At 69.9% G+C, this 24,213-nt stretch carries 22 protein-coding genes; 17 read left to right on the top strand and 5 right to left on the bottom strand.

Features of this window, described 5'->3' with window-relative positions; genetic code table 11:
• Positions 1-426 precede the first annotated feature (426 nt).
• Positions 427-1,302, bottom strand: a complete 876-nt coding sequence (locus tag DEJ14_RS09245; protein ID WP_111084108.1) for a cation efflux transmembrane domain-containing protein — start codon at positions 1,300-1,302, stop codon at positions 427-429.
• A gap of 556 nt (positions 1,303-1,858) precedes the next feature.
• Here DEJ14_RS09245 and DEJ14_RS09250 point away from each other — a divergent pair.
• The 4 genes from DEJ14_RS09250 to DEJ14_RS09265 all read left to right on the top strand — a co-directional run bounded on the left by DEJ14_RS09250 (position 1,859) and on the right by DEJ14_RS09265 (position 5,668).
• On the top strand, positions 1,859-3,064 hold the full coding sequence (locus DEJ14_RS09250; RefSeq protein ID WP_111084107.1) for an alpha/beta fold hydrolase: 1,206 nt from the start codon (positions 1,859-1,861) through the stop codon (positions 3,062-3,064).
• 62 nt (positions 3,065-3,126) lie between these two features.
• A complete protein-coding gene (locus DEJ14_RS09255) occupies positions 3,127-3,702 on the top strand; it encodes an NADPH-dependent F420 reductase (RefSeq protein ID WP_111084106.1) in 576 nt (191 codons plus the stop codon).
• 87 nt (positions 3,703-3,789) lie between these two features.
• A complete protein-coding gene (locus DEJ14_RS09260; RefSeq protein WP_111084105.1) occupies positions 3,790-4,854 on the top strand; it encodes an LLM class flavin-dependent oxidoreductase in 1,065 nt (354 codons plus the stop codon).
• A gap of 175 nt (positions 4,855-5,029) precedes the next feature.
• Positions 5,030-5,668, top strand: coding sequence for an alpha/beta hydrolase (locus tag DEJ14_RS09265; protein WP_111084104.1), 639 nt, complete (start codon positions 5,030-5,032; stop codon positions 5,666-5,668).
• 108 nt (positions 5,669-5,776) lie between these two features.
• Here the strand turns inward: DEJ14_RS09265 and DEJ14_RS09270 are convergent, their stop codons facing one another.
• The 3 genes from DEJ14_RS09270 to DEJ14_RS09280 form a co-directional block, all read right to left on the bottom strand.
• Positions 5,777-6,052, bottom strand: coding sequence for a putative antibiotic biosynthesis monooxygenase (locus DEJ14_RS09270; protein ID WP_111084103.1), 276 nt, complete (start codon positions 6,050-6,052; stop codon positions 5,777-5,779).
• 86 nt (positions 6,053-6,138) lie between these two features.
• Entirely contained in the window at positions 6,139-7,242 is a 1,104-nt protein-coding gene (locus tag DEJ14_RS09275; RefSeq protein WP_111084102.1) for an NAD(P)-dependent alcohol dehydrogenase, read from the bottom strand.
• 273 nt (positions 7,243-7,515) lie between these two features.
• Complete coding sequence (locus tag DEJ14_RS09280; protein ID WP_111084101.1) at positions 7,516-8,499, bottom strand: zinc-binding alcohol dehydrogenase family protein; 984 nt, start codon at positions 8,497-8,499, stop codon at positions 7,516-7,518.
• 83 nt (positions 8,500-8,582) lie between these two features.
• Here DEJ14_RS09280 and DEJ14_RS09285 point away from each other — a divergent pair, with 83 nt between their 5' ends.
• The 5 genes from DEJ14_RS09285 (at position 8,583) to DEJ14_RS09305 (ending at position 15,524) form a co-directional block, all read left to right on the top strand.
• Positions 8,583-9,455: a methylenetetrahydrofolate reductase gene (locus DEJ14_RS09285; protein WP_111084100.1), complete on the top strand. Its 873-nt coding sequence runs from the start codon at positions 8,583-8,585 to the stop codon at positions 9,453-9,455.
• Positions 9,452-10,804 carry a TetR/AcrR family transcriptional regulator gene (locus DEJ14_RS09290; protein WP_220036380.1) on the top strand — a complete coding sequence of 451 codons (1,353 nt, stop codon included), beginning with the start codon at positions 9,452-9,454 and terminating at the stop codon, positions 10,802-10,804. Before DEJ14_RS09285 ends, DEJ14_RS09290 begins: the two co-directional genes overlap by 4 nt.
• Positions 10,805-10,910: 106 nt before the next feature.
• The gene (locus DEJ14_RS09295; protein WP_111084099.1) at positions 10,911-12,218 is read left to right on the top strand and encodes an MFS transporter; all 1,308 of its coding nucleotides are present in this window, start codon (positions 10,911-10,913) and stop codon (positions 12,216-12,218) included.
• Entirely contained in the window at positions 12,215-14,500 is a 2,286-nt protein-coding gene (locus DEJ14_RS09300) for a glycoside hydrolase family 3 C-terminal domain-containing protein (RefSeq protein ID WP_258373173.1), read from the top strand. Before DEJ14_RS09295 ends, DEJ14_RS09300 begins: the two co-directional genes overlap by 4 nt.
• 73 nt (positions 14,501-14,573) lie before the next feature.
• Positions 14,574-15,524, top strand: coding sequence for an AEC family transporter (locus DEJ14_RS09305; RefSeq protein WP_181437404.1), 951 nt, complete (start codon positions 14,574-14,576; stop codon positions 15,522-15,524).
• A gap of 193 nt (positions 15,525-15,717) precedes the next feature.
• Here the strand turns inward: DEJ14_RS09305 and DEJ14_RS09310 are convergent, their stop codons facing one another.
• Positions 15,718-16,305 carry a cysteine hydrolase family protein gene (locus DEJ14_RS09310; RefSeq protein WP_111084097.1) on the bottom strand — a complete coding sequence of 196 codons (588 nt, stop codon included), beginning with the start codon at positions 16,303-16,305 and terminating at the stop codon, positions 15,718-15,720.
• 164 nt (positions 16,306-16,469) lie between these two features.
• Here DEJ14_RS09310 and DEJ14_RS09315 point away from each other — a divergent pair, with 164 nt between their 5' ends.
• The 8 genes from DEJ14_RS09315 (at position 16,470) to DEJ14_RS09350 (ending at position 24,190) form a co-directional block, all read left to right on the top strand.
• The gene (locus DEJ14_RS09315) at positions 16,470-17,381 is read left to right on the top strand and encodes a winged helix-turn-helix domain-containing protein (RefSeq protein WP_181437403.1); all 912 of its coding nucleotides are present in this window, start codon (positions 16,470-16,472) and stop codon (positions 17,379-17,381) included.
• A gap of 71 nt (positions 17,382-17,452) precedes the next feature.
• Entirely contained in the window at positions 17,453-18,460 is a 1,008-nt protein-coding gene (gene add / locus DEJ14_RS09320) for an adenosine deaminase (protein WP_111084095.1), read from the top strand.
• Positions 18,460-18,969: a flavin reductase family protein gene (locus tag DEJ14_RS09325; RefSeq protein ID WP_111084094.1), complete on the top strand. Its 510-nt coding sequence runs from the start codon at positions 18,460-18,462 to the stop codon at positions 18,967-18,969. Before add ends, DEJ14_RS09325 begins: the two co-directional genes overlap by 1 nt.
• A 119-nt stretch (positions 18,970-19,088) precedes the next feature.
• Positions 19,089-20,063 carry an ABC transporter substrate-binding protein gene (locus DEJ14_RS09330; RefSeq protein ID WP_181437402.1) on the top strand — a complete coding sequence of 325 codons (975 nt, stop codon included), beginning with the start codon at positions 19,089-19,091 and terminating at the stop codon, positions 20,061-20,063.
• On the top strand, positions 20,060-20,926 hold the full coding sequence (locus DEJ14_RS09335; protein ID WP_111084092.1) for an ABC transporter permease: 867 nt from the start codon (positions 20,060-20,062) through the stop codon (positions 20,924-20,926). The genes DEJ14_RS09330 and DEJ14_RS09335 overlap by 4 nt, the downstream gene beginning before the upstream one ends.
• The gene (locus DEJ14_RS09340) at positions 20,923-21,708 is read left to right on the top strand and encodes an ABC transporter ATP-binding protein (RefSeq protein ID WP_111084091.1); all 786 of its coding nucleotides are present in this window, start codon (positions 20,923-20,925) and stop codon (positions 21,706-21,708) included. The genes DEJ14_RS09335 and DEJ14_RS09340 overlap by 4 nt, the downstream gene beginning before the upstream one ends.
• A complete protein-coding gene (locus DEJ14_RS09345; protein WP_111084090.1) occupies positions 21,705-22,814 on the top strand; it encodes an adenosine deaminase family protein in 1,110 nt (369 codons plus the stop codon). The genes DEJ14_RS09340 and DEJ14_RS09345 overlap by 4 nt, the downstream gene beginning before the upstream one ends.
• A complete protein-coding gene (locus DEJ14_RS09350; protein ID WP_181437401.1) occupies positions 22,811-24,190 on the top strand; it encodes an NtaA/DmoA family FMN-dependent monooxygenase in 1,380 nt (459 codons plus the stop codon). Before DEJ14_RS09345 ends, DEJ14_RS09350 begins: the two co-directional genes overlap by 4 nt.
• Positions 24,191-24,213 lie beyond the last annotated feature (23 nt).

Consider the following 24,213-nt stretch of genomic DNA (forward strand, 5'->3'; position numbering starts at 1 on the left):
ACACGGCGCCGGGTGTCGTCGACGGCCTCGGCCGTGTCCGCGTTGCCTGGGCGGCTTCCACTGCGGCTGTCGCGCACGCTGTTGCTCGGCGTCGATCTGGTTCCCGGTAGGCGGCCTCGGTGCTGAGGGTCCGGTCACGGAGGACGGCGAGCTCGAGATCACTGCGACCAGGACGTTCGGGTGACGGAGAAGCTGTCACGCTGCAGCGCCGATCCCAGTGCGGAAGCGGCAACGATCAGCGTTTGCGCGGTACCCAAGGGAGCGCTGACCGCTTCCTGGGTCTCCGCCGCCGCCGCGGCGGTGGGTGGGATACGAGATGGGCAGGGACGAGTCGAGCTGGAGAGAGGTCACGGTTCCGATCAGTGGCTTCCGGGCGAACGCGGGCAGGCGCAGCTGACGACCCAGAGGGGACGTCCGGAAGGGGGATCAGATCCGCGAGACAGCAAGGCGGGTCAGCGACACCGTCGACCAGCGGTCGAACACCCGCCGTGGGCGGCTCCGGGCGAGGAGTCCGGACAGCGTGAACAGCGGCCGGTTGCGTGTTGCGACAGCGCAGGCGAGGGCCAGCGTGACCGCCGCGGTGATCACGAGTGCCGCGAACCCCGGCAGGGCACAGAACATCCCAGCGGAGCCGTCGTGGGCGTCCAGGTACGCCGTCCCCGGGACCGCCTGCATCGCCGTCACCCCGTCGGCGACCGTCGTCGTGAGTGCGGTGACGGGCGTGTCGGTGTGCGCCGTGTTGGTCTGCAACGTGACAGCGCCGAGCAGCAGCAAGACGGCAGCCGCGACTGCAGTGACCGCACGCAGCAGTCGCAGCGAGAGGAGGCGAAGAGTCGTCATGGCGAGAAGTGACCGGTTCGAGACGGCCACAGTCATCGTCACCGATGCTGTCAAACCGCACAATGCATGCACGCGGTGTCTGCTCGTGTTCACAGTGCATTTCCGGTTCCAGCCGGAACGTGGAGTGCTCCACGCTGACGTCGTCGAGGTCGAGGTCGAGGTCGAAGTCGAGGTCGAGGGCGGCGGGGGTGGATCCAGCAACACGTCGACCGCGTCGCGGAGCAGCGCGAAGGTGCGCGGCAGCATCAGCACAGCGATCAGGATCACCGTGATGGCATCGACGCCACTCCATCCCATGACGGCGATCACGATCGCCGCAGGGATCATGTCGGCCGAGCCGAGGACGTCGGTGACGACGTCGAGGAACGCCGCCCGCAGGTTCAGGTTCGCGTTCCGTCTTGGTGCGAGGACGAGGATCGACACGATGTTCCCCGCGGGGCCGATCGCGCCGAACAGCAGCAACCGCTGATGGGATCTCCTGCGGCGTCGCCAGCCGCTGGACGCCCTCGACCAGCACGAGCAGGTCGTCGACGAGGAGCACGGTGGCTTGCGCGGTGGCGGCGATCACCTCGGCGCGGGCGGATCCCAACGTGCGGCGAGCAGGGCAACCCCGGGGCTGCCCGCATCGGTGAGCATGTGGCGGACGTCGACCAACGGCGCGAGGACCCGGTCCCGACCGCGGCGACGATCTCAGCGACGACGAACGTGCTGGCGATCGCGATCGCCACGACGGGGCGTGTGCGGTTCGTCGTCGCAGTGTGGGAGTGTCCGTGGATCATCGGTCATCTTCGGTCGTCTCGGCGCAGCGGGTTCGTCAAGACCCCGCCAGGCTTCGAGTCCCTGGACCGGATGAGCCGAACTCTTCCGATTTCGCCTGCTCGGGGAACTGACTGTCGGCTCCGCAGTGGGTCCCGATGGCATCCGGTCGTGGGTGGGCAGTCGAGGAGGCCCCTCCACTCCCGGGCTGGAACCGTTTGCGCTCCGAGAGACCCTGGTTACCAGACGCTAAGATAGTTCCATGGAATCAAAAGCGGCAATCGCAGCGCAAGCCCGGCCTGCGGAAGATTGGACCGTCATCTCGGACGATGGCACGATCCTGGCCTGCCGGACGGTCGGTTCGGGAGACCCCGTCGTCGTGGTCCACGGAAGCTTGGCTGTGGGCGCTGCCTGGCAGCACGTCGCCGAACTCCTCGCCGACCAGTACCGCGTCACTGTCTTCGATAGGCGCGGTCGAGGGGGCAGCGGTGATGCGGATGACTACTCCATCGAGCGGGAGATCCAAGACGTCCGAGCCGTGCTCGCCGCAGTCGGCGATCGACCGGTTCTGATCGGTCACTCGTTCGGCGGCGCGGTCGCGGCCGAGGTGGCGCGGGGTGCCGAACTCGGAGCGCTCGTTCTCTACGAACCCGGTCTCCGACTGGATGGTCCGGTCGGTGGCCCCACGGTCGGCATCATGGAGCGCGCCCTCGTGGATGGTGACTTCGAGCGGGTGCTCGAGACCGGCTGGCGGGAGGTCGTTGGCGTTCCGGATCGCGCCATCCGTGCGGCGCATGCGTCGCCCACGTGGGGCGACCAACTCGCGCTCGTCGACACGTGGCCCCGTGAACTCCGTGCACTCGACACGCTCGCCGTCGTTCCGGCGGACTTCGCCGACATCCGTGTCCCGACGCTGGTGCTGCGCGGTACCGAGAGCGCCGCATGGCTTCGCCACTCGAGCGAGCAGATTGCTGGCCTCATCCCCGCTGGATCGCTCGTCGAACTCGAAGGGCAGGGGCATGACGCCGGTGCCGCGGCGCCCGGAATGGTCGCGGACAGTGTTCGCTCCTTCGTCGAGGTCTCGAGCAAGATACGGGATCCGGATGCAGCGGCGAGTGTTGTCCGTCTCCGGAGTGACACCGCGTGGAACGGGACGCGGTACGAGTCGTATCCGGCGGGACGTCCGCAGCTCACGGTGGTGCGTTACAGCATCCCGCCGCACAGCTCGCTGCCGTGGCACCGGCACGACGCCCCGAACACGGCGTTCGTGATCTCGGGGTCGATCACGCTCCAGAGCATCGCCGGCGTGGAGCACGTCTTCCGCGCGGGAGACGCCTTCGCCGAGTCCGTCGGCGACGAACACCGAGGCTTCACAGGAGACGAACGTGCCGAGATCGTCTGCACGTACGCCGGCGCGGCGGGGGTCCCACTGTCCGTCCCGACCGGACGGGACACTGCAGGTAGTTGACGCGTCACCCGAATGGGCGTACGGTCATTGCTTGTAGGAACAACCAACTGGAAGAAGGAATCATGAGCACCGTCAGCATCGTCGGTACCGGCAACATGGGCTCCGCACTCGCCGCACTCTTCGAGCGCAGCGGTGCCACCGTGCAGACCATCGCCCACAGCGACTTCGGCACCGCCACCATCGAGGGCGACGTCGTCGTGCTCGCCGTGCCGTACCCGGCCCTGGCCGAGATCGCCACGTCAGGCCGCGAGCGCCTCGCCGGCAAGACCGTCGTCGACATCACCAACCCGGTCGACTTCAGCGACTTCACGCCCGTCGCGATCGAGGCCGGCAACGCCGCGACCGAGCTCGCCACGCTGCTGCAGAACTCGCACGTCCTCAAGGCCTTCAACACCAACTTCGCCGCCACCCTCTCCGCGGGTGCCGTCGGGGACGCCCCGCTCACGGTGCTCGTCGCGGGCGATGCGGCCGAGGCGAAGCAGGCCTTCGTCGAGCTCGTCGCCGCCAGCGGCGCCCAGGTCCTGGACGCCGGCGCCCTGAGCCGCGCCACGCAGCTCGAGTCCGTCGGCTACCTGCAGATGGCCCTCGCGATCGGCGAGCAGATCGCGTGGACCGGCGGCTTCACCGCGGTCCGCTGACGCGACCCCCTTCCGGACGGGAGGCACGGTGCACGCCCGCACCGCGCCTCCCGTCCGCAGTTTCCGCACCATCCAGGAGAGGCGACCATGTCCGGAGAACGGTTCGAGTTCGGGATCTTCACGTTCGGTGAACGGACGCGCCGCGCCGACGGCTCCGCTGTCGCGCCGCGCGAGCGGCTCGAGGAGGTGTTGCGGTGGGCGCGGACGGCCGACCGGGCCGGCCTCGACGTCGTGGGCGTCGGGGAGCACCACCGCTCCGACTTCGCGATCTCGTCACCGCCGGTGGTCCTCGCCGCGATCGCCCGCGAGACCGCCCGCGTGCAGCTGACGAGCACGGTCACCGTGCTGTCGAGCGCCGACCCGGTGCGGGTGTTCGAGGACTTCGCCACCGTCGACCTGCTGTCCGACGGGCGTGCCGAGATCACCGCCGGCCGCGGGGCCTACCTGGAGTCCTTCCCGCTCTTCGGACTCGACCTCGAGCGGTACGACGAGTACTTCGAGGACCGACTCGACCTGTTGTTGGCGCTTCGGCGGGACGAGGACGTCACCTGGTCCGGGACCACGCGGGCGCCGCTCGACAGTGCACCGGTGCACCCTCGACCCGTCGGCGACCTGCCGGTCTGGGTGGCGGTGGGCGGGACGCCGCAGTCCGTGGTCCGCTCCGGTCGACTCGGGCTGCCCACCTACCTGGCCGTGCTCGGTGCGCCCGATCGGTTCGCACCGCTCGCCGAGCTGTACCGTCGGTCCGCAGCGGAGGCGGGTCCCGCAGCGCTCGCGTCCGCACGTCTGGGCGTCACGAGCCACTTCCACGCCGCCCCGACCTCACAGGGCGCGCGCGACGAGTTCCACGAGCCGTACGCCGGGTACATCGGGCAGAACATGCCGAGGGTCGGACGCCTCGACCGGCCGGCATTCGAGGCGTGGGCGGGTCCGCGCGGCGCGCTCGTGGTCGGGAGCCCCGCGGAGATCGTCGACAAGATCCTGTGGGAGCACGAGGTCCTCGGGCACGAACGATTCCTCGCGCAGGTCGGGCTCGGATCGGTCGCGCAGGACGCCACACTCCGGTCGATCGAGTTGCTCGCGACCGAGGTCGCTCCGGCGGTCCGCGCAGCACTGCGGCACGACGGAGCGACCTCCGCCGTGCGTGCGTGAGCGACTGAGCGGCACGTGGGTGATCGTCCCCTGAGGGGCTCCCCGGCCGGAGGGGAAGGGGACGATCCCAGAACGAGTCGACGACGGGGTTGCTCCTCGAACCCGGCGCTGTACCGGGCCGGCGCAGTGTCTCCCGGAAGACCGTGGTCGCGGAGCGACCGACTAGGATGGTGACGTGTCATCAAACAGAGCGCTCAAGGCGGTCGCCACCGGTGCGTCACTCTCGGGATCGGACGTGGTCGTCCTGGCCCTCCACGGCTACGGGTCGAACGAACGCGACCTGGTCGGTCTGCTCGACGCCCTCGCCCTCGACCTCCCGTGGGCCTCACTCCGTGCACCCGTCGACACGCCGAACGGGGGTGCGGCGTGGTTCCCGATCTCGACCCCCGGCAACCCCGAGGCCGCTCCCGTCCTGCAGGCGACCGAGATGATCTGGGCGTGGGTCGACGAGCACCTCGCTGAGGGCACCCGTGTGTTGCCGATCGGGTTCTCGCAGGGTGGTCTGATGGCGACGCAGCTGCTCCGCACGCGGCCCGAGCGCGTGGTCGCGCCGGTCGTGCTCGGCGGGTTCGTGCTCGGTGCCGTACAGGCGGGGGACGACGAGCTCGCGGCGGGCCGACCCCGGCTGTTCTGGGGACGCGGCGCGGACGATGCGGTCATCACCGCCGACGCGGTCGTCCGCACGACCGACTGGGTCGAGCGGCACGTCTCGGCCGCGACGCACGTCTACCCGGGCCTCGCGCACGGCATCAGCGCGCAGGAGGTCGCCGACGTGCGGACCTTCGTGCGCACCGTCGTCGCATCCGTGGGCTGAACCGACACCCTTCGCCGCTCACTGGTCCGCAGGGCGCAGCACGGTGGGAGCCGGACGCATCTCGGTGGACGCGAGGGTGACTGCACGTGCGTCGTGGTGGTGGACCCGTCAGCGCCGCGCGAAGAGGCGACGGGTGAGCACGAGCAGCCGGGGGACCAGCACGTAGACCGCGAGCGGGACGACCACCGCGGTGAGGACGAGCGCTCGCGCCGGGATGGGCCACGAGGGGATCACCAACGACTCGACGAACATGCCGAGCATCGCCATCGGGAAGATGGAGATCCAGGTGACGAGCGCCCGGACGTGCACCGAGGCGAGCCCGGGCGCTGCCGGCTGGTGGTGGTTGGTTTCGTCTGCGGCGAGTGCCAGTCCGTCGTGCTCCATCCCGTGATTCTTCCATGGAATGGTTCTCTGTGCTGCCGTGACGAGGCGCCCCGCCCGAGCCGGACGGGGCGCCTCGCGGTGAGCGATCAGCGGAAGACGACGACCGGCTTGATGACGCTGCCGTTGCGGGAGTCCTCGAACCCGTCGTTGATGTGTTCGAGGTCGTACTCGCCGATCAGCTTCTCGAACGGGAACCGGCCCTCGCGCCACAGGTCGATCAGGTGCGGGATGAAGACCTGCGGAACCGAGCTGCCCTGCACGACCGTCTTGAAGGTCCACCCCTTGACCAGGGAGTTCCCGATCTCGAAGGCCACCTCGGTGCCGGGCTTCGCAGCACCCACGAGGGCGAGCGTCCCGCGGACGCCGAGCGCTTCGGACGCAGTCCGCAGGATCTCGCCACGGGCGGTCGTGTCCACGGCGAAGTCAACCCCGCGACCGTCGGTGATCTCGGCGATCCGGGCCGCGACGTCCTCGGTCTTCGAGTTGATCGCGTGGGTCGCTCCGAGCTCCTTCGTCATCTCGAGTCGGGAGTCGACGATGTCGACCGCGATGATCGTGGTGCACCCGGCGACGCCGGCCGCCATGACCGCTGCGCTGCCGACGGCGCCGGTGCCGAACACGATGATGCTGCTGCCCGCGGGCGGCTGCAGCTCGTTGAGCACCGTCCCGGCACCCGTGTTGAGACCGCACCCGAGCGGCCCGAGGTGCTCGAGCGGGACGTCACTGTCGATCTTGATCACGCTCTCCTCGACCACGTTCGCGTGGGTGGCGAAGGCGGACTGTCCGAAGAAGTGCGACGAGATGACCTCGCCGTCCTTCGACAGCGAGGTGCTGCCGTCGCGGCGGCGGCCGCCGAAGTCCTCGGCGAACAGGTTCTCGCAGTAGGCCATCTCACCGGAACGGCAACGACGGCAGTACCCGCAGTACGCGGCACCGAGGACGACGTGGTCGCCGGGGACGACGCTGCGGACGGCGTAGCCGACCTCCTCGACGACGCCGGCGCCCTCGTGGCCGAGCACCGCGGGGAGCGGGGTCGGGTAGATGCCGTCGCGCACGATCGCGTCGGTGTGGCAGACGCCCACCGAGACCATCCGCACGCGGACCTCGTTGGGCTTCAGGTCGTCCAGCTCGAGCTGTTCGACGGAGAGTGGTTCGCCGTGCTCGCGGGCAACGGCGGCGGTGATCTGCATGATGGGGTTTCCCTTTCGACTCCACGTCGGCGTCAGTCGTCGGCGTCATCCGTGAAGAATCTTCCGTGGAACTATGTTACGCCAGATGAAGACGTTCGCGTGCGGTCAATCGTTCGCGTGCGGTCAGTCGTCGGCGTGCGTCCGCACCGTGCGGTTGACGGTACGGACCGGCGTCGTCCTGCCGGAACCTGACGACCCGACGAGCGCGGTCGTCGAGCTCGCCGCGACCAGCAGGTCGAGCGGTTCCCGGGCGACGGTGCCCGCGGAACTCGATCAGCGGGTCTGGACGACGAGCTTGCCGTGTACCGCTCCGGAGTCCATGTCGCGGTGCGCGGTGACGATCTCGTCGAAGGCGTAGACGCGTCCGATCGGGATCCGCAGGGACCCGGACTCGACGGCGTCGATGACGTCCTGCAACACCGCGGCGGGCAGGTCGCTCGGCTCACCCGAGTACGCCGTCAGGCGGACCCCGTTCGGCAGGAAGTCGATCGGGTAGAACTCGGGCACCGTCCACTGGTTGGACAGCATCCCGGTGAAGCACACGGTCCCGTGCGTGCGCACCGCGCGGAGCGTGTCACGGAGGGTGCCGGTGCCCACGAGCTCGATCGCACCGTCGACGCCGTCCGGTGCGATGGCCCGGACCGCGTCGGCGATCGTGCCGTCGTCCACGACGACGTGGTCGACGCCCGCGTCGCGCAGGACGTCGGCCCGCTCGGCGGAACGGGTGGTCGAGACCACGGTCGCACCCCGTCGCTTCGCGAGCACGGCGGATGCGAGTCCGACCGACGACGTGCCGCCGCGGATCAGGACGGTGTCGCCCGGGTGGACGTCGATGCCCGTCGTGAGCGAGCCGTGCGCGGTCTGGATCATCTCGGGGAGCGCTCCGAGCGTCGCCCAGTCGAGGGTGCTCGTGAACGGGACGACGATCGATGCCGGGACGGTGACGTACTCGGCGTAGCCACCGTCGATCGTCCGGCCCATCCCACCCATCAGTGCTGCGACCTTGGTGCCGGGCTCGAACTCCCCGCCGGGCGCCGCCGCCACCGTGCCGGTCGCTTCGATGCCCGGGATGCGCGGGAAGGAGCCGAACGATCCGAGGCCTTCGCGGAAGTGCTGCTCCGAACGGTTGAGTCCGAACGCCTCGACGCGGATCAGGACCTGGCCGTCCCGTGGCTCAGGGCGCGGGACGTCCCGGATGCTGAGGGCCTCAGGGGTGCCCGGACCGTCCAGCACCACTGCACGCATCGTCGCCGTCATGGATCCTCCTCGTCGTGTGACCGCCGTCGTCCATTAGTATTACACGGAAGATGATTCCACGGAACCTACATGAAGGAGACGCCATGACCTGGCCGACGACGACGACCAGTATCGCCGACATCTCGATCGGTGTCACCGCGGGTCAGGCACGATCACTCGTCGCGGTGGGGGCCCTCGAGGCCGGCACGGTCGTCAACATCGGGTTCGTCGACGGTGAATCGATGGAAGACCGCGTCGTCGCTGCGGCCGGGGTCGTCCGCGCCGGCTTCGTCGCCGAGCCGCACGTGGCCGCTCGCCGCCTCGTCTCGTCGGGGGAGCTCGACACCTACCTCGAGGCGCTCCGTGCCGTCGGGGCGGACAGCCGGCTCTTCGTCATCGGCGGGGACCCACGGACCCCGCTGGGCCCGTACGACCAAGCCCTCCACGTGCTCGACTCCGACGTCCTGGCCCGGTACCGACCCACGACCATCGGGATCGGCGGGTACCCGGACGGGCACCCCGACGTCGAGACCGCGGAACTCGACCGTGCTCTGGACCGCAAGGTCCGCGCACTCTCCGCCCGGGGCGTCGCCGGGGAGATGATCACCCAGGTCACCCTGGACGCTGCAGGGGTGCTCGACTGGATCGAGCGGCTCAGGGGACGCGGCGTCGAACTGCCGGTGCGGATCGGGGTGCCCGGGCCCGCTCGGACGGCGGCGGTGCTGCAGTTCGCGTCGCAGTTCAGGGGCACCCACGGGCCGGCGTCGATCGCCCGGTACGCCGGTCGCGAGGTCACCGCGGACGGCGTGGTCGCAGCGGACGGCTTCGTCGACTCGATCCGCGCCCGGTTCGACCAGAGTCGCCACGGCTCGCTCCGCCTCCACGTCTTCGCCCTCGGTGACGCGGCGGCGACCGCACGGTGGGTCGCGAACCAGCGAACGGTCGGCGCGGCGACCGACCTCGCGGTGCGGCCGTGAGTGCAGCCCGGTGGTCCTTCCCGCTCGACTCCGTCCCGGACGGTGCACAGGCGCGGTCGGTCCGGGTGGATCCCGACGTCCACCAGGGGACCGGTGCCCTCCGGGTGCGCCTGACGGCGGCGGTGGAACGCGACGGGGTGCCCGGCGTCGACTACATCGACGAACCGACGTTCCTCGCGCTCCCGGTGCACTTCCGGACCGGTCGGATCGAGGTGTCCGTCGCGGCCGAGACCCACGCCGATGCGCCGGAGTACGCGCGAGGATTCGCCGGGATCGCGTTCGGGATCGACGATGCGGTCGGCACCTTCGAGTGCGTGTACATCCGACCATGCAACGGCACCGGTCTCCTGCCGCCACCACCGCGCGACCGTCGCGCGGTGCAGTACTTCGCGTACCCGGACTGGTCGTTCGACGTCCTCCGCGAGCGGTGGCCGGACGGGCCCCACGAATCTCCGGCGGACGTCCGTCCGGGACAGTGGCACCGACTCGCTGTCTCGGTGACGGACGACCACGTGGCCGTCGAGGTCGACGGCATCGTCACGGTCGACACGGTGCGGCTGCACCGGGGCGCGCCGTCCGGGGCGGTCGGGATCTGGGTGGACATCGGCACGCGTGCCTGGTTCGCCGACCTGTACGTCTCGGAAAGCACGCGACGGCTGACGACCCCGACGTGGGGCGGCGCGCGTCGTGCGCCGGTGGTCGGTACGCTCGGACGGCAACCGATCGGGAGGGGCACGATGTCACCGCGCGCAGAGAGCATCGCCCAGCAGGGCGAGCTGACCAGGGCGGCCGCGCTCGACGCGGCGGTCGAGCTCTTCGGGGCGAACGGGTACCGAGGCACCTCCCTCAACCAGATCGCGCGGGCGGCCGGCGTCGTCCAGTCCGCACTCCACCACCACTTCGGCAGCAAGGAAGGCCTGCTCGCCGCGGCGCTCGAGGCGCACTACCCGACGGGGCAGCACCGCCCCGACATGGCTGCCATCGCCGCAGGGGAGACCGACTTCGTCGACGAGATGCTCCGTGCCGTGCGGCACAACGTCGACGACCCGGTGCTGGTCCGGTTCTTCTCGGTCATGACGGGGGAGTCGCTCACCGAGGACCACCCGGCGCACGCCTTCTTCGAGGAGCGGTACCGACGGGTACGGCACGGCTTCACCGAAGCCATCCTCCGTGCTCGGGGCGTCGCTGGTCCGTCTGCACGGGGCCGGATCGACCGCGCGGTCACGGTCCTCGTCGGCACGAGCGACGGCCTGCAGATGCAGTGGCTGCGGGATCCCTCCGTCGACCTCGTCGGCGGTGTCGAGCTGGTCGCCGACCTGGTGCGGGCCGAGATCGCGGCCGCTCGCTGATCCCTTCCGCGAGGGTGGTTGCGATCTCGGAACGGACGGCTTAACGTACAGGTCGGTCGACCTATCTGTTGGTCGCTCTCACATCGGTTCGTACAACGGAGTAGCCATGATCGATTCCCCGGTGCCCACCGCAGCGGCATCCCGCGCCCTGGACCCACCCACTCGGAACATCCAACTGACCGGCCAACAGATCGGCGGCTGGTTCGTCGCGCGGTACATCGCCGCGATGATCGGCATCTACGTCGCCCTCGTGACGCCCGCGTCGGTGACCCTCGCGATCCGCGTCGGACAGCTCGACCCCGACGGCAAGGCCGGCTCGCTGGCTCTCGTCGCAAGTGTCGGAGCAGCCGCCGCGCTCTTCGCGAACCCGATCTTCGGCGCCATGAGCGATCGCTCGACATCGCGGTTCGGGCAACGCCGGCCCTACATCATCACCGGCTTCGTGATCGGCGGCGCAGCGGTCTTCGCCATCGGGTTCGCACCGAACATCGCCCTCGTGGCCGTCGGTTGGGCCCTCGCGCAGGTCGCGTTCAACGCGGCGCTCGCGGCCTTCATCGCCGTCATGCCCGAGCGCGTCCCCACTGCGCTGCGCGGTCGGGTCTCGGGCTTCATGGGGATGACCGGCCAGGTCGGCGTGGTCGGTGGGACCTTCCTCGCCCAGATCGTCGGTACCGACGGGGCCGGGATGTTCATCTGGCCGGCGGTCGTCGGCGCGCTGCTCGTGCTCCCGTGCGTGCTCACCCTCCGCGAACACCCGCGCAGCCGCGACGAGGTCGGTTGCTTCACGCTCTCCACCGTCTTCTCCGCGCTCTGGATCAACCCCTTCCAGCACCGTGACTTCGGCTTCGCGTGGGCCGGCCGGTTCCTGGCGTGGACCTCGCTCTACCTGCTCACGACCTACAAGACGTACTTCCTCATCGACCACCTCGGGTACACCACCGAGGACGTCGCGCCGATCCTCACCCTCGCGATGTTCGTGCTCGCGGTCGGTGTCGCGGTGTCGAGCATCGGCGGTGGTTGGCTGTCGGACCGGATCGGCCGCCGCAAGCCGTTCGTGATCCTCGCGTCGCTCCTGTTCGTCGCGGCGATGCTCGTCGTGGCCTTCTCGACCAGCGTCGAGATGTTCCTCGTGGGCATCGCCATCGCGGGGCTCGGCAACGGCCTCTACCTCGGGGTCGACTACGCGCTCGTGGCCGAGATCCTCCCGGACAGCTCGGTGGCTGCGGCGAAGGGGATGGGCGTGTTCAACCTGTCGAGCACGATCCCGCAGACCATCGCCCCACTCCTCGCGCCGGCGCTCCTCCTCATCGCGTCCGACGGCGGTTCCGGCAACTACACGTCCCTGTACCTGTGCGCGGCGGCACTCTCGCTCGCCGGCGCGCTGCTCATCCAGTTCATCCGAGGAGTCCGATGACCGACACCATGTCCGACCGTGCTGACGCAGCCGTTCCCGAAATGCCCGAGACGGGTGAGATCGACCGTCTCCGTGCCGCGCTGACGACCGGCGCCGACTACTGGACGACACCGGAGGCCCTCGGCGTCCGGAGCCTGCGGCTCGCCGACGGACCGCACGGACTCCGAGTCCAGGACGACGAGAACCCCGATCACCTGGGACTCGAACGGTCCGCTCCGGCGACCTGCTTCCCGCCGGCCGTCACCCTCGCGTCGTCGTGGGACCCCGAACTCGTCGAACAGGTGGGCGCAGCGCTCGGGCGCGAAGCCCGGGGCGCCGGTGTCGACATCGTCCTCGGACCGGGCCTGAACATCAAGCGCAGCCCGCTGTGCGGGCGCAACTTCGAGTACATGTCGGAGGACCCACTGCTCGCCGGCGTGATGGCCGGAGCGATGGTGAACGGACTGCAGGGCGTCGGCGTCGCCGCGTGCCTGAAGCACTTCGCGGCGAACAACCAGGAGACCGATCGACTCCGTGTGAGCGCCGAGATCGACGAGCGGACACTGCGCGAGATCTACCTCAGAGCGTTCCAGATCGCGGTCGTCGAGTCGACACCGTGGTCGGTGATGTCGGCGTACAACCGGATCAACGGCGTGTTCGCGTCCGAGAACCGCTGGCTGCTCACGGACGTCCTCCGGCAGGAGTGGGGGTTCGACGGCGTCGTCGTGTCCGACTGGGGCGCGGTGCACGACCCGGTCGCAGCCGTCGCCGCGGGGCTGGACCTCCGCATGCCCGGTCGGCCGGAGGACCCACGGGTCGCGGAGGCGCTCGCGGACGGTGCCCTGGACGGAGCCACTGTCGACGCTTCGATCCAACGCCTGCGGCTCCTGGCGGACCGAACACGGAGCGACGGTCGCGACGTTCCGGCGCCCGATCTGGCCGCACACCACGAGCTGACCCGTCGCGCCGGAGCCGAGTCGGCCGTGCTCCTGACGAACGACGGCGTGCTGCCGGTGGCGCTCCGCGCGGGGTTGCGCGTCGCCGTCCTCGGGGAGCTCGCGCGTGCTCCGCGGTACCAGGGAGCCGGCAGCTCACGGGTGAACCCGACCCGCGTCGTGACCGCGGTCGAGGAGCTCACGCGTCGCGCACACGCCGCGGAAGCCCTCGTCGAGTTCGTCCCGGGCTACTCGCTCGAGCGCGGCGCGACCACCGAGGAGGACCTCGACGCGGCCGTTGCCGCGGCACAGCGGGCGGACGTCGTCCTGCTCTTCCTCGGGCTCCCGGGCGAGTACGAGGCCGAGGGGCGAGACCGCACGGACATCGACCTCCCCGCCGACCAGCTCGAGCTTCTCGAACGCCTCCGAGACGTCGACACGCCCGTCGTGGCATCCCTGTCGAACGGATCGGCCGTGACGACAGCTGGATGGCGAGGAGCAGTCAACGCGATCGTCGAGTTCTGGCTGACGGGACAAGCGAACGGCGAGACGATCGCCGATGTGCTGCTCGGCGACGCGAACCCCGGTGGCAAGTTGGCGGAGACCATCCCCGTCCGGCTGGAGGACACCCCCTCGTTCTCGGACTTCCCTGGAGAGCACGGGACGGTGCGCTACTCCGAGGGGGTGCACGTCGGGTACCGCTGGTACGCGACCCGCGACGTGGCGGTGGACCACGCGTTCGGGCACGGACTCTCCTACACGGAGTTCGCCTACGAAGACCTGCGGGTGGACGTCCGGGACGAAGCGGACGACACGGCGTTCGAGGTCGTCGTCCGTCTGCGCAACGTGGGCGGACGAGCGGGGAGCGAGGTCGTGCAGGTCTACGTCACCGACGAGACCGGCGATGTGACCGTGCCCGCGCTCGAGCTGCGCGGCTGGTCGAAGGTGCGGCTCGACGTCGGTGAGACGAAGGACGTCCGTGTCCCGGTCCGGCGTGAGACGCTGCGGCACTGGCACACCGGTGTCGGCGCATGGGTGTTCGGTGGTGGGCCGCTCGTGGTGCACGTCGGGGGTTCCTCGGCAGCGCTCGCGCTGGATCGTCGGGTCCTCGTCCCGGGGACCCCGGTGGTCGTGCCGCTCACCCCGGAGTCCACCTTCGCGGAGTGGCTCGACCACCCGGAAGCCGGGCCCCGCCTGACGGCGTTGATCGACGAGCGCGGTGGGCTCGGTGGACGGATCGGCGACCTGTACGCCGACGAGGCCGGCCGCGACTCGGCAGTCGGGTTCCCGCTCGCGACCATCGTCGAGTTCCCCGGGGTCCCGCTCGTTGCCGCCGACGTCGACCGCCTCCTCCGGGAGATCGGTTGACCGGACGCGGCAGCGACCGCCCTCGGATGGCCGACGCCACGGCTTCGGCGGGGCCGCGCACGGGGACGGTACGGTGAACCTCGCCAACGCGGCGTCGGTCGCCACCGGGTACGGCTCGGTCGCGGTGGTGCTCGTCCTCGGCTACGCGATCCGCCGGGGGAACGTCGTGCCGGCCTCCTCCGAGGCTGTCCTCAACCGCCTGACACTCGCCGTCACCACTCCCGCGCTGTACTTCACGATCCTGGTGCGGGCAGACCCTGACACCCTGGTGTCGTCGTTCACGCTCGCTTCGCTGCTGCCCCTGGTCTGCGGCGCGCTCCTCACGACTGCTGCGCTCGCCGTCCGCGGCCGGCGGCGGTTCGCCGACGTCGCGGTGCTCGCCGGGACGAGCATCTACACAAACGTGGGCAACATCGGAGTACCGATCGCCACGGCCGTCCTCGGGTCGGCGACGTTCATCGCACCGATGATCCTCATCCAGGTCCTGGTCGTCTCACCGGCCCTGCTCATCGTCCTCGAGACGACGAGGGACCGCGGTGCCCCGTTACGATCGGTGCTCCGACGACCCTTCCGGAACCCGATCATCGTTTCAGCGGTCGTCGGGGTCGCGGTCCTCCTCGCCCGTGTGCCCGTGCCCGACCCGGTCCTGCGGCCCGTCGACCTCGTCGGGCAGGCCGCCATCCCGATCATGTTGATCGCGTTCGGCATGTCCCTCGCCGGGCGGCGGTCGGTCGAGGAGCCGTCCGGGAGCGGACGAGCACGGGCGACGGCCGACGTCGTCGTGCCCACCGTCGTGAAGGTGCTCGTCGTGCCTGCGCTGACACTCGGCACGGGTCTCCTGTTCGGCCTCTCGGGAACCCCGCTCCTCGCTCTGGTGGTCATCGCGGCGCTCCCGACCGCGCAGAACATCTACGCCATCGCAGCGGACTTCGGGGTCGGAGCCCGCACCGTTCGACGGATCGTGCTCGTCAGCACCGGGGTTTCCTTCCCGGTTGCACTCGCAGCAGCGACGTTCCTCGGCTGACCGGGGCCCTGAGCCGGAGCGACGTCTTCGGTCCCGTCGGTTTCGCGGCACGTCGCGCTCCGACCGCGCATTCACCGGACGTGGAGCCGTCGTGGCCTCGGCCTGCACGAGGTGAGACCCCTGCCCGATCGAACGGGCAGGGGTCTCCTGTGCGGGGAGCGGCTCGCGCTCACCGGGGCCATCGCGTCAGGGATCAGACGGCGAGGTCCGCGACGACCTCGTCGGTGGTCGTCACCGTCGCGATGTTCTGCAGCGCGAAGTTCAGTGCTGCGTGCTGCCAGTCCTCGCTCAGGCTGGAGGTCGCGTCGGAGACGATGGTCACGGCGTAGCCGTGATCCGCAGCGTCACGCACACTGTGCTCGACGGCCATGTTCGTCCACGCGCCGACGACGACGACGTGGTCGACGCCGAGGTTGCGGAGCATGAAGTCGATACCCGTGCCGTTGAAGACGCTCATCCGGTTGCGGTCGAGAACGATGTCTCCGTCGACCGGGGTCAACTCGTCGACGATCTGCGCGCCCCAGCTTCCGAGCTTGAAGGACTCCGGGCCCAGCATGCGGAAGATCGGCGCGTTCGACCCGCCGAGTTCGCCGGGGTACACGACGATCCGGTTGTGGAAGACCGTCGATCCGGAGGTCCGGGCGGCCTCAGTGATGCGACGGACGTTCTCGATGACGTTCTGCGACGCCGCGTGTGCAGCTGCGCCGGTCTCGGCGAAGGCTCCTTCTGCGTGGACGGTGTCGTTCTGCATGTCGACGACGAGGACTGCTGTGGTGGTCACGGTGCTCCGATCAGTTCGAGTTCCAGGAAAGTCTATTCCATGTAATCAAAAGGTCCACCGCAGTCCGGCACCCTGCCGAGTCGCTCGACGATTCCCGGTCCTCCGTCGTGTTGAATCGACGAGGGGTCATGCCGCACCAGGCGCGGCGACGGAGAGGAGAAGCGGTGGATCGGGGCGAGGACCCGCTCATCGGACTCGTTGTGGACCACCCGCGGATCACGAGTCGGCGGATCGCGGAGGAACTGGGCGTCGCCGAGTCGACCGCGCGGACGCGGCTCGGTCGACTGATCGCGAGCGGGCGGCTGCGACCGACCGTGCTCGTTCACCCCGATGTGGCCGGCCGACCTGCGCTCGCGTCGCTCCGCATCCAACTCGAGGACAGCTGCTCACCGGAATCCTTCCTCGACGCGGGGGTGCTCGCGACCGCACCGTGGTCGGCACGCGAAGCGGACAGTGGCGCTCTGCGCGTCCAGGTCGCCGCGCCGGACCTCGATGCTCTGACCGTCGTCGTCGATGCGGTACGGTCCCAGCCCGGCGCGCTGGGGATCGCCACGTCGGTGCTCTGGCGGGTCCACGTCGGAGCCCGGTGGGAGGCCGACCGTCCCGACGACGCCATCTGGGCATCACGACCCCGCCGTGCCGTCGACGTCGTCGACGCAGCGCTGATCGCGCTGCTGCGGGACGATGGTCGAGCGAGCTTCACGAACCTCGGCGCGGCGGTGGGCCTGACCGTCACCGCGACCCGGCGGCGCGTACTCCGCTTGGTCGAGGACGGTCTCATCCGGTTCGCGACGCTGCTCGACCACCCCGGAGCGCTCCGGTCGGAGGCATCGGTCGACCTGGATGTCCGTCCGGACCGGCTTGCCGCGGTCACCCAGCGTCTCCTGCGGCAGGACGCCGTGCGGTACGTCGTCGAACAGACGGGCCCGTGGCCGCTCGCCTGCTTCGTCGTGGCGCCCGACACCGCCGAGTTGGCTCGCGCGGTGGCCTCGATCACGGTGGACGTGGACGTGCGGGACGCGCGGACGACCCCGCTCCTCACGGTTCGCGACCGGATGACGTGGGTCGAGGCCTGATCCACCGCTTCGTAACATGCCGGAAACAGCACCGCCCTTCCAGCGTCACGTGGGTCGTGTTTTCTGGCACGATGAACCGTTCTGATACAAGAACCGTTGACCGCAAGGACCTCAGGCGGCTCCCGAAAGCGCACCTGCACGTCCATCTGGAGGCGGTGCCCCGAGCAACGACCGCGCGGGATCTGCTCGCAGCAGCGGGCCTGCCGGACCTCGAGTTGCCGTACCGCGGCGGTTTCGCCGGATTCGCGGCGGCCTACACGGCGCTCGCGGCTGTCCTTGCCGATCCGGCGGCGATGCGGCGCGTGATCGGCGAGGCGGCCGAGGACGCCTTCGACGAGGGCGTCGTCGCGCTGGAACTCGCCGTGAGTCCGCAGTTCGCCGTCGACGCCGGCCACACGGTCGAGGAGGTGTTGGCCGTCATGACCGAAGCCGCGCTCGACTCGTCGCGCGACACCGGGGTGTCGGTCAGGCTCATGGTCACGGTGGACCGGACACGATCCCCAGAGGAGGCCGAGTGCTTGGTACGCGCCGCCGTCGCGCACGCCGGCAGGGGAGTGGTGTCACTCGGGCTCGCCAACGACGAGGTCGGCCACCCGGCGACGCCGTTCGCCCGGGCCTTCGCGCTCGGCCGGGCCGCCGGGCTCCGCGTGGCGCCGCACGCGGGCGAGCTGGTGGGGCCGGACGCCGTCCGGGAAGCGATCGACGTCCTGGGCGCCGATCGCGTCCAGCACGGTGTCCGGGCCGTCGAGGACCCGGTGCTCGTCGAACGGCTCGCGCGGGAGGGTGTGCAGCTCGACGTGTGTCCGACCTCGAACGTCGCGCTCGGCGTCGTGTCGACCCTCAGCGTCCATCCGCTCCGCGCGTTGCTCAGCGCCGGGGTTCCCTGTTCCATCAACGCGGACGACCCGCTCCTGTTCGGCACCACCGTCCTCGGCGAGTACGAACTGGCACGGCGCGATCTCGGCCTGTCTGACGATGAGCTCGCCACGTGTGCTCGCACCTCGATCCGAGCGGCGAGCATGCCCGACGCGCTCCGGGGTGCGGCTCTCGATGCCATCGACACCTGGGTGCGTGCCTGATGGAGTCGACGCCACCAGCTGCCGCGGACCTCGACGTGCGCGACGCGTTCGCCGCGTACCCGACCGGTCTGGTCGCACTGGCGGCGGAGCAGGGCGGAGAAGTCGAGGTGATGATCGCATCGTCGTTCTCGGTGGGTGTGTCCCAGGAGCCTCCGCTCGCATCAGTGGCGCTGCAGCGAACGTCCAGGACGTGGCCCGTGCTGGGGCGCGCAGCACGGATCGGTGTGTCGGTGCTGTCCACGGGGCAGGGCGCGCTGACCCGGCAGATCGCGTCACGTGACCGTGACGGCCGGCTCGTCGGCGTCGATCTCGATCGGCTGCCCGGCGGCGCGGTCGTCCTGGCCGGCTGTGCCGCGTGGTACGAGACCGAGGTGCACGAGGTGCACGCGGTCGGCGACCACGACCTCGTGCTGCTGCGTGTCCTGGGGTTCGGCGTCGACCACGGGACGGAGCCCCTCGTCTGGCGTCTCCGGCGCCGATGGCACGCAGCAGCGGATTTACACGCCTGAAACGCAAGCGGCATCCAGAGGGAACACACATCGCTTTTACTGTCGAAATGACCCCCAAATTGACCAAAACAGCAAGTCGTCGCCCCAGACGCATCCTCGGAGTCGTCACGATGGTGGCTGTGTCCGCCGTCGTCGTCGCCGGGTGCGCTTCCAAGCCCTCCGCATCTACGGACGGCGGCCTCACGAAGATCGACTTCGCCCTGAGCTTCCTGCCGGACCCGGACCTGAACGGACTGGCGTACGCGCAGCAGCACGGCCTGTTCCGCAAGGCAGGACTCGACGTCGACCTCCTGCCCTGGGGCTCGACGGCTCCGGAGGCACTGGTGTCGTCGGGGCAGGCACAGCTCGGGTTCGCCACCGACGTGCGGACGGCGCTGCTCGCCGACGCAGCCGGTTCGGACCTCGTGTCCCTCGGAGCGGTCTACCAGCACTCGCCCTACGTGCTCACGACCCTCGCCTCGGCCGGGTACTCATCGCCGAAGGAGCTCGCCGGCAAGGTGTACGGCGGCTTCGGTTCGCCGATGGAGGTCGCCGTCGTGAACGAGATGATCGAGCACGACGGCGGCACGAAGGACGCGGACGCCGTCACGCTGAGCACCGCCGCTTTCGACGCGCTCAAGTCGGAGCGGGTCGACACCGTGCTGTCGTTCCCGAACGAGATCGCCGAGTTCGGGTTGCAGGGCCCGAAGGTGACGACGTGGAATCCGATCGACTACGGGGTGCCCGACGGCTACGCGACGGTCGTCATCTCCAGCAACTCGTACCTGAAGGCGCATCCGGACGTCGCGAAGAAGTTCATGCACGCGTTCCAGGCGGGCTACGAGGCCGCTCTGGACGACCCGGATGCCGCCGACGACGCCCTCATGAAGACCTGGCCCAAGGACCTCGACCGGAAGGTGGTCGACGTGGTGAGCAAGGAGCAGACGGAGGATCTCTACCGCAGCGAGGACGGCGTCGTGAACTCCCAGAGCGTCGACCGCTGGCAGGAGAACGCCGACTGGCTGATCGAGCAGGGCCTGCTCAAGGACAGCACCGGGAAGGTGCTCAAGGCGTACGACGTCTCCGACCTCGTCACGAACGAGTACCTGCGATGACCGACACTGCGCTGGTCGGCCAGACCACTGCACCCGATCGCGAAGTCCGGGTCATCTCCGGTACTGGCGCTGAGCGGCTTCGCGCCGCGTCGTCCCGCTCTCGCGCCGTGAACGTCGTCGCTCCGACGGCGACGCTCGTCGGCTTGCTCGTGATCTGGCAGATCGTGACCACCGTCGGGGACGTCGACCCGACGGTCCTCCCGTCCCCGGTGCGCGTCGTCACGAGCGGCTGGGGAGAGCGTGCCGCACTCGCTGCGGCGACGGTGCCCACCCTCACCATCAGTGTCCTGGGACTGCTCGCCGCGTGTCTGGTCGCGGTCGTCGTCGCATCGGCCCTGACCTTCGTCGCACCGCTCCGGCAGACGCTCCTGCCACTGCTCATCGCCGCGCAGTCCGTACCGATCGTCGTGCTCGCACCGCTGTTCGTGATCTGGTTCGGCTTCGACTCGGGCCCGAAGATCCTGCTCGTCGCGATCGTGAGCATGCTCCCGATGACGATCTCGACCTTGCAAGGGCTGATCGGAGCCGACCCCAAGGCGGTCACCCTGATGCGGTCGATGGGTGCGTCGACGTGGCAGGTGTTCGTCCGGCTCCGTGTCCCGAGCGCCCTCGGCCACTTCGTCACCGGGCTCCGGATCGTCTCGAGCTTCGTCGTCGTGTCGGCGATCTTCAGTGAGTACGTGGGTGCCCGGGACGGTCTGGGCATCTACATGCAGCTGCAGAAGAACCTCTTCCGGACCGACCTGGTCTTCGCGGCCGTGGTGATCAGCATCGTCATCGGACTCGCGCTCTTCGCGCTCTCCTACGTCGTCGAGGCGCTCGTCATGCCATGGGAACGGCGCAGGAAGGCGGTGCAGCGATGAGTGAACCGCTGCTCAGGATCGAGCACGTCGCGAAGTCGTTCACCGCCCCGGGCGGCCAGCGCACGGAGGTGCTGCGCGACATCGAGATGGAGCTGGCGCCAGGCGAATTCGTCTCGGTCGTCGGACCGAGCGGGTCGGGCAAGTCGACCCTGTTCAACGTGCTCGCCGAACTCGTGGCACCCACGTCCGGCAGCGTGCGGTACACGGGGCCCACGACGGGCGGCCAGCCGTTCTCCGCGTACATGCCACAGGAGGACCTGCTCTTCCCGTGGCTGACTGTGGAGGACAACGCCGCGCTCGGGCTCGTGCTCCAAGGAGCGTCGAAACGGGACGCCCGCGGCCGGGTCCGCGGCCTCCTCGACACCTTCCGGCTGGGCGGTCGCGCGAGTTCGTACCCGTTCGAGTTGTCCGGCGGCATGCGACAGCGCGTGGCGCTTCTCCGGACGATCGTCCAGGACCGGCCGGTGCTGCTGCTCGACGAACCGTTCGGCGCGCTCGACTACCTGACCAGGACAGAGCTGCAGCTCTGGCTCGCCGACCTCTGCGTCCGGGACGGACTGTCGGTCATCCTCATCACGCACGACGTACCCGAGGCGCTGTTCCTGTCGGACCGGGTGCACGTGCTGTCCAACCGGCCGGCCGTCGTGCGGACGGTACTGGAGCAGGCAGAGCCGCGACCGCGTCCGTTGTCGTACATGGAGACGGACGAGTTCCGACGCAGCGAGCTGCTCCTGCTCGAACAGCTCACGCAGAGCGCCTCGGAACGCAGCGAGGTGCTGTGAACACCGCGACACCGGTCGACAACGACTGGACCGCGGAGGGGCGCGGCGAGCCGGACGAGTCCTACCTGCTCGACGTCCTGGCCAGGCGGTTGCCACGGGCCGAACTGCACATGCACCTCACCGGTGCGCTCCGCCGTTCGTTCGTCGGTGGGGGGACCGATGGGGTGCGGTCCGAGCGGCGCTGGGACTACGCCGACGTCCCCGACTTCTTCGTGCGCCACCACGGGTTCGCGGCGGAGCTCCGCACCGCGGAGCGGGTGCATGCGGCGACGCTGCACGTCCTGGGGAACGCCGTCGACACCGGCTGCCGGCACGTCGAACTCTCGGTGAACCACGTCGAGAGCCGGGTCGGCGGACTCCCGACCGCGACGTTCCTGGACGCCGTGGGCGATGCGTTCGCGAAAATGGCCGACCGGACCGGACTCAGCGGCGGGATCGTGTTCGCGACCGATCGGAACAGCGGACCCGACGTGGCCACGGACGCCCTCACCGAGGTGCTCGCGGCGCGCCGACGGGGCGTGCCCGTCCTCGGGATCGGCAACGACGGATCACCGTCGCGCGCGCTCGGTGACTTCGCAACGGTGTTCGCACGTGCGCGCGACGCCGGCCTGCGGACCACGGCGCACGCGAACAAGGCCCAGGACGTGCTCGACGTCCTGGAACTCGGCCTCGACCGCATCGACCACGCGTGGGAGCTCGGCGGGCGGCCGGACCTGCAGCGGCGGGTCGCCGACGCGGGCACACCCGTGACCATGGCGCTGTCGAGCTGCCTCGTGATGCTGCCAGGGCTCTTCCCCACGGCGTCGGCGTTCCCGTTCCAGCAGCTCCGCGACGCCGGGGTGCAGGTGTCGCTGCACACCGACGACCCAGCGATGTTCCACACGGACTCCGCGCAGGAGTACCGGCTCGCGAGCCGGACCTGGGGCTGGGACCGTCAGACCACGGCCGCCGTCGCCGCCGCGTCCCTCGACGCGGCATGGCTCGCGACCGACGACCCGCGCCGGGAGGACTGGCGCCGGGAGACCGCAGCACTCATCCGGGACCCGCGAAGGGTCCCCGAACACGAACACGAACACGAACACGAACAGGATTGGCGAACCGCATGAAGGACCTCATCCTCGGGGCGTTCCAGACGATGAACCCCAACGGCACGATCGGGGCCAGCTGGCGCGTGCCCGGCAACACCGACGTCCGGTACCTCGACCTCGACCACTGGACGGGGCTCGGCAAGCGACTCGAGGAGGGCGGGTTCGACTTCCTCTTCTTCGCCGACTCGTACGGCTACCCGATGATCGACGGCGAGGTCATCCCGACCGCGCTCACCGATGCGATGTACATCCCGATGGCGGACCCGATCACGGTCGTCTCCGCCGTGGCGGCCGCCACCGAACGCCTCGGCATCGTGGTCACGTCGTCGACCACGGTCGAGCGTCCCGCATCGGTTGCGCGACGGTACGGCACCCTCGACCACTTCACACGTGGACGCATCGGCTGGAACATCGTCACCGGTGCAGCGCAGGCTTCCTCCGCGGAGCTCTTCGGCGAGCCGATGATCGCGCACGACGAGCGGTACGCACAGGCCGAGGACCACCTCGCGATCTGTCTGGGGCTCTGGGAGGGGTCGTGGGACGACGATGCGCTCGTCGAGGACGCTGACGCCGGCGTGTACGCCCGGCCGGACGGCGTCCGCGCGGTCAGGTACGCGGGCCGCCACCTCAGCTCCCGTGGCGTCCTCGGCATCCCGCCCTCGCCGCAACGCTCCCCGCTCCTGCTGCAGGCCGGTACATCGGTGGCCGGTCGTGACTTCGCGGCACGGTACGCCGAAGTGATCTTCATCGGTGGTGGCGACGCGGACCTCATCCGCGACCAGATCGTCGACATCCGTCGCCGAGCGGAAGCGGCCGGTCGCGGCGCGGACGCCCTGCGGTTCCTGGTCGGCGCACACTTCGTCGCGGCGGCAACGACTGAGGAGGCCGAGCACAAACGCGCCGAGATGGTCGCGCTCGCCACCCTCGAGCAGGCCGCCACGACCTACGCCTGGGTCACAGGGATCGACCTCACCGCCTTGCCACTCGACGAACCGATGCCCGACCTGCGCACAGAACAGGGGCAGTCCTCGGTCGACCGGTTCATGGACCCCGCGTCGGGTCGCCGGAAGACGGTCCGACAGGTACTCGAGGAGTACCGCGACAACGGCATCAACGGAACGGTCTTCGTCGGCGACGGCCCCGGCATCGCAGACCAGGTCGCGGCCTTCGTGGACCAGACGGACGCTGACGGGTTCCTGGTGCAGCCGCACGTCACGCCCCAGACCTACGACGACTTCGTCGACTGGGTCGCGCCGGCACTCCGCGTCGCCGGGATGCTGCCCACGGACGTCCGTCCCGGCGTGACGCTACGGGACCGTCTGCTCGGCGCCGGCTCACGGCTGCCGGCATCGCACCCCGCTGCCGCGCTCCGACGGGTCCGGTCCGCTGTGTGACGGACGGGAGGCCCGGTCCCAGC

The sequence above is a fragment of the Curtobacterium sp. MCJR17_020 genome (assembly GCF_003234365.2).
Taxonomy (GTDB): Bacteria; Actinomycetota; Actinomycetes; order Actinomycetales; family Microbacteriaceae; genus Curtobacterium.